The organism is Spongiactinospora gelatinilytica (assembly GCF_003236385.1).
Lineage (GTDB): Bacteria > Actinomycetota > Actinomycetes > Streptosporangiales > Streptosporangiaceae > Spongiactinospora > Spongiactinospora gelatinilytica.
Genome location: NZ_POUA01000506.1, coordinates 1 through 4,467 on the forward strand (window position 1 = coordinate 1; position 4,467 = coordinate 4,467).

At 72.3% G+C, this 4,467-nt stretch carries 4 protein-coding genes; 3 read left to right on the forward strand and 1 reads right to left on the reverse strand.

Annotation, left to right across the window (positions count from 1 at the left end):
* Positions 1 to 1,523, reverse strand: a 1,523-nt coding sequence (locus C1I98_RS35845) for an N-acetylmuramoyl-L-alanine amidase (protein WP_111171737.1), incomplete at its 3' end; no start/stop codon positions are given.
* 224 nt (positions 1,524 to 1,747) lie between these two features.
* Between C1I98_RS35845 and C1I98_RS35850 the strand changes: the two genes are divergently transcribed.
* The 3 genes from C1I98_RS35850 to C1I98_RS35860 all read left to right on the forward strand — a co-directional run.
* Entirely contained in the window at positions 1,748 to 1,993 is a 246-nt protein-coding gene (locus C1I98_RS35850; RefSeq protein WP_233508471.1) for a hypothetical protein, read from the forward strand.
* A gap of 12 nt (positions 1,994 to 2,005) precedes the next feature.
* Entirely contained in the window at positions 2,006 to 3,826 is a 1,821-nt protein-coding gene (gene glmS, locus C1I98_RS35855; protein WP_111171739.1) for a glutamine--fructose-6-phosphate transaminase (isomerizing), read from the forward strand.
* 117 nt (positions 3,827 to 3,943) lie between these two features.
* Positions 3,944 to 4,467, forward strand: a 524-nt coding sequence (locus tag C1I98_RS35860) for a hypothetical protein (RefSeq protein ID WP_146607848.1), incomplete at its 3' end; no start/stop codon positions are given.

Below are 4,467 nucleotides of genomic sequence, written 5' to 3' on the forward strand. Positions count from 1 at the left end.
GTGTAGAGCCAGACGGAGGCGGCGCCGCGGGAGGGGCAGGGTGCGGCGGGGCGCTTCTTGTCGCAGCCGGTGAAGTAGGGGCGGTGACGGTCGTAGGAGGGCAGGATCATGACCGTGCCGCCGGACGCCCGCCGCTCGTCGCCGCGCAGCAGCGGATCGTCCGGGCCGTGATAGGCGTCCCCGGTGGGGTCGGGCTCGCCGGCCTCCGCCTCCTCGTGCGGGCCGGTCGGGTCGCCCTCGTCCCACCCGGCGTCCGGTGGCCACTGCTCGTACTCCTCGCCGGCCGCCGCGTTGATGCGCGGCGGGTCCTCGCCGTGGCCGTGCAGCGGCGCGCCCAGCAGGTCGAAGTAGTGTGCCCAGTCCCAGTAGGGCCCGGGGTCGTCGTGCATGCCCTTGACGTGGGCCGGGGTGATGCCGGGGACGTTGTCGTGGCCCAGGATGTGCTCCCGGTCGAGCGGGATGTCGTGCCTGGCCGCCAGGTACTTCACCAGCTTGGCCGAGGCGCGGTACATCGCCTCGGTGTACCAGGCCCCGCCCTGCGCCAGGTATCCCTCGTGCTCCAGCCCGATCGAGCGGGCGTTGACGTACCAGTTGCCGCTGTGCCAGGCGACGTCCCGGCCGCGCACATGCTGGGCGACCTGGCCGTCGCTGGAGCGTAGCGTGTAGTGCCAGCTCACGTACTTGGGGTCGGCGACGAGCCTGGTCATGGTGTCGTAGGTCGCCTCGCCGTCGTGGACGATGATGTAGTCGATCTCGCGCGGCCCGTGCGACCTGTCGTGGTTGCCGTAGGCGCCCTTGCCCGTCCGCCGGTAGGCGGCGGGTATCCAGTCGCAGCTCAGCGACGACGGGCACTCGGCGGCAGAGGCTCCGCGCCGGCGGGCGGCCGGGGGCGCCGGCGGTACGGGTGTGGCGGTCAGTCGTACGGCGTGTCCGTCGTCGGTGGTGCGGGCCATGCCGGTCCTGATGGTGGCGAGCACCTCGTCGGCGAAGCCGGTGGCCGGGCTGCCGGGCGTGGCGTAGGAGGCGAGGGCCGTGTACCAGGCGGCCGGGTCGGGGGACAGGGGCAGGCGCAGCCGGCGCTGGCGTTCGGCCAGCAGCGCCGCGCCGCCGTGGATGTTGGCCGCGGCCTGGGAGCGCAGGGCCGTGGCGGGAAGCCCGGTGAGCGCGGCGGCCTCGCGTAGCGTCGCGGAACCGGGGGAAGGAGCGGCGGCCGGAGCGGGCGGCACCCGCAGCGGGCCGCGGCGCTCGTCGCCCCGCCGGTCGGTTTCGCCGTGGCCCGCGCCTCGCACGGCCTCCGCGTCCACCAGGTGCATCGGCCCGTAGCCGCCCGACGCGCTCGGCAGCCAGCCGTGCGTGTCCCACCGCGAGTTCAGGTAGGACACCGCGAGCAGCACGCTCTCCGGCACGCCGTACTCCCGCGCGGCCTGCCGGTACGTCGCCTGGCGGTCTTCGGCGAGCCCGGTCGCGGGCAGGGCGAGGAAGGAGGCGACGGCCACGGCGGCGGCCAGCGAGACACGGCGCATGACGACTACTCTCTGCTGCTGTTCGACTACCCAGAGTAGACGATAATGAGCCATGTCAGGTGGACACCTGCTTGATCATGTCCTACCTGGAGGGAACGGAAAAGAAGATCTGACCTAGAGTTCGGCCCATATTCTGCCCGGAATCGGGCAGAACCCTTGGTATACCGAGCGGCGACTGCGTAATGTCCTGCGCTGTGTCCCACGCCTGGCATCAGCACGAAGACTTGATCGCGCACCTCACCCGGACGAGTCCGCTCGGCCGCGGCGAGGCGGCCCGGGTGGTGGCCGACGTGCTGGCGTTCTTCTCCGAGCCGGTGGAGGAGTTCGTCAGGCGCCGCCATGCCGAGCTGAAGGCGCGCGGGCTCACGAACGAGGAAATCTTTCCGCGGATCGCCGATGAGCTGCCGCAACGGCGGGTGGCCGCCCCCAAGCTGTCCGTGCGGCAGCTTCGCAGGATCGTCTACGGGTAAGGAGCACGCTCTATGTGCGGAATTGTGGCCTATGTCGGATCCAAGGATGCGGCGCCGATCCTGCTGGAAGGGTTGCAGCGGCTGGAGTACCGGGGCTATGACTCGGCCGGTCTGGCCATAGTCAACAAGACCCTGCGCACCCGCAAGGTCAAAGGGCGGGTCGCCGACCTGGCCGCCGCCGTGCCCGCGCGGTTCAAGGGCGGCGTCGGCATCGGGCACACCCGCTGGGCCACCCACGGCGTGCCCAGCGACGTCAACGCCCACCCGCACGTGGACGGCGCCGAGCGGGTCGCGGTCGTGCACAACGGGATCATCGAGAACGCCGACGAGCTGCGCGCCAAGCTCACCGTGGACGGGGCGACCTTCACCTCCGAGACCGACTCCGAGGTGCTGGCGCACCTGATCGCCCGTACCGTCAAGGACACCGACTCGCTGGAGGAGGCGGTCCGCACCGCGCTCAAGCGGGTCGTCGGCACGTACGGCATAGCCGTGCTCGACGCCGAGCGCCCCGGCGAGGTCGTCGTCGCCCGCAACGGCAGCCCGATCGTGCTCGGCATCGGCGAGAAGGAGATGTTCGCCGCCTCCGACGTGGCCGCGCTGGTCAGGTACACCCGCCAGGTCGTCCACCTGGAGGACGGCGAGCTGGCGACGATCAAGGCCGACGGCTTCCACACCTTCACCATGGACGCCACCGAGACCGCCAAGGAGCCGCTCACCGTCGACTGGGACGCCGGCCACTACGACACCGGCGGCTACGAGCACTACCTGCTCAAGGAGATCTCCGAGCAGCCCGAGACCGTCGCGCGCACCCTGCGCGGCCGGGTCGACGACCGGTTCCACATCGCCCACCTGGGCGGGCTCAACCTCACCCCGCACGAGACCCGCGCGTTCCGCAGAGTGAAGATCATCGGCTGCGGGTCGGCGTACTACTCCGGCCAGATCGGCGCCCAGCTCGTGGAGGAGCTGGCGCGCGTGCCGGCCGACGCCGAGCCGGCCAGCGAGTTCCGCTACCGCAACCCGGTCGTCGAGCACGACACCCTCTACGTCGCGATCAGCCAGTCCGGCGAGACCTATGACACGCTCGCCGCCGTGCAGGAGCTGAAGCGCAAGGGCGGCAGGGTGCTCGGCATCGTCAACACGGTGGGCAGCGCCATCGCCCGCGAGTGCGACGGCGGAATCTACCTGCACGCCGGGCCCGAGGTGTCGGTCGCCTCCACCAAGGCGTTCACCTCCACCGCGGTCGCCTTCGCGCTGCTCGCGCTGCACTTCGGCCGGGTACACGACCTGTCGCCCGCCGACGGGCGGCGCATCTGCGAGGGGCTGCGCCGGCTGCCCGCCCAGATCGAGGAGATCCTGGCCAAGGACGACGAGATCGCCGGGCTGGCCCGCAAGTACGCCGACCACGCGGGCATGATGTTCATCGGCAGGGTGCGCGGCTACCCGGTGGCCCGCGAGGGGGCGCAGAAGCTGAAGGAGATCTCCTACGTCCACGCCGAGGCGTACCCGGCGAGCGAGCTGAAGCACGGCCCACTCGCGCTGATCGGCCCCGACATGCCGACCGTCGCGATCGTCCCCGACGACGAGCTGCTGGACAAGAACCTCACCACGCTCGGCGAGATCCGCGCGCGCGGCGGCCGGGTGCTGATGGTCGGGCACCGCGCGGCCGATCCCAGGCTGGCCGACGACTGCGTGGTGGTGCCGAAGAACGAGACCGAGCTGGACCCGATCCTGCTCACCATCCCGCTCCAGCTCCTGGCCTACCACGCGGCGGTGGCGCTGGAACGCGACGTGGACAAGCCGCGCAACCTCGCCAAGAGCGTCACCGTGGAGTGAGCGGCCGCCGCTGATCCGGCATAGCGGGAGGCGTCGCGGCTTGTGATGATTTGGTGGCATTGGGTAGTGGGAGGTTAGGGAGCCTTACTGGCCGCGGTCCTGCTGGGGGAGGGTGCGATGCGCCGGCGGCGGTTTCTCGCGCTCGGGGCCGCGGTCGCGGCGGCCGGGAGCGGCGCGGGGCTCGCGGGCTGCGCCGCCGGCCGTACGGCTCGCGCCCCCCTCGCGCGGGTCTCCGTCGTCGCCTCGACCGCCGCCGGCGCGTCCTCGGAGCGGATCGCCCGAGCCATCGCCTGGACGCTGCGCGAGGAGGGGCTGGTCCGCGACGTCCGCCTGGACTGCCGGCACGGCGCCCCGGCCGCTGTGGCCACGGCGGCGCTCGGCGGCGACCGCACCGGGGCCACGCCGCGGGTCGCCTCCGGATGGGGAACGGGCGCGCGCTGGCTGCTCACCGGCGTGCCGATGCTGAGCGCGGCCGAGATGGACGACTCCGGCGAGATCCTCGCCCAGGCCACGCCGCTGGCCCGGCTGCTCGGCGAGCGGGAGGTCCTGGTCGTGTCCCGGGCCTCCAGGTTGCGGGGGTTCGAGGAGTTCGCCGACGTGCTGCGCGGTGACGCCGCCGCCCTGGTGGTGGCGGGCGGGCC

Bases quoted from the DNA above. Each gene is read 5' to 3' on its own strand.
- glmS (WP_111171739.1), top strand. From the start codon at position 2,006: ATGTGCGGAATTGTGGCCTATGTCGGATCCAAGGATGCGGCGCCGATC.